The organism is Paraburkholderia sp. SIMBA_030, assembly GCF_046535245.1.
Lineage (GTDB): Bacteria > Pseudomonadota > Gammaproteobacteria > Burkholderiales > Burkholderiaceae > Paraburkholderia.
The window spans coordinates 1-251 of the sequence record NZ_JAWRXB010001196.1 but is presented as its reverse complement, the minus strand read 5'-3'; the positions used below and the strand labels follow the sequence as shown (position 1 = coordinate 251).

At 61.0% G+C, this 251-nt stretch carries 1 protein-coding gene; it reads right to left on the bottom strand.

The window, feature by feature from the left end; genetic code table 11:
• Nucleotides 1-24: 24 nt before the first annotated feature.
• A partial coding sequence (locus SB772_RS43815; RefSeq protein ID WP_410839006.1) for a hypothetical protein occupies nt 25-251 on the bottom strand: 227 nt, incomplete at its 5' end.

Below are 251 nucleotides of genomic sequence, written 5' to 3'. Positions count from 1 at the left end.
GGTCTGCACCGTTGAGTTTGATGTTCATGCTGATCCTAGGTTGAGCGTTTGAGGGTTTTCAGAATGCGTGAGGCCAGATCGCCGCGGATCGAACCGGTCGGGCCGGGAGATTGACCAGCGCGGGTCCGAGAAGCCATCAAGCAATCCGCCCACTATCTTGGCGGCGACTGGTGTCAGGAGGACACCATGGCGGAAGAATCCGGTGGCGATGACCAGCCCTTCAGTGTGACCCGTGGAAGCGGCGACGCGCC